The following is a 311-nucleotide window of genomic DNA, read 5'->3' on the forward strand; positions in this document are numbered from 1 at the left end:
AGAAAAAATAGAGCAAATCTCACTAGATGCGCTTGTCCCTCAAAATCATCTTATTCGTAAAATAGCTAAAGTCATTGATTTTGAATTTATTCGAGAAGCGGTAGCACCACTTTATTGCCCTAATAATGGTCGTCCAGCAGAAGATCCGGTCAGACTGTTTAAAATCATGCTATTGGGGTATCTTTTCGGTATCCCCAGTGAACGTCGTCTGGTTCAGGAAATTCAGGTCAATTTAGCTTACCGCTGGTTTCTGGGAATGGGATTAACTGAAAAAGTGATTGACGCCTCAACACTTAGCCAAAATCGTCGCC

Annotated in this window: 1 protein-coding gene; it reads left to right on the top strand. The window is 41.2% G+C overall.

Annotated elements, in window-relative coordinates; all coding sequences use genetic code 11:
• Nucleotides 1-7: 7 nt before the first annotated feature.
• On the top strand, nucleotides 8-311 hold a 304-nt coding region (locus tag A9G24_RS01595), incomplete at its 3' end, for a transposase (protein ID WP_141673025.1).

The organism is Gilliamella sp. App6-5, from assembly GCF_001690525.1.
Taxonomy (GTDB): Bacteria; Pseudomonadota; Gammaproteobacteria; order Enterobacterales; family Orbaceae; genus Gilliamella; species Gilliamella apicola_H.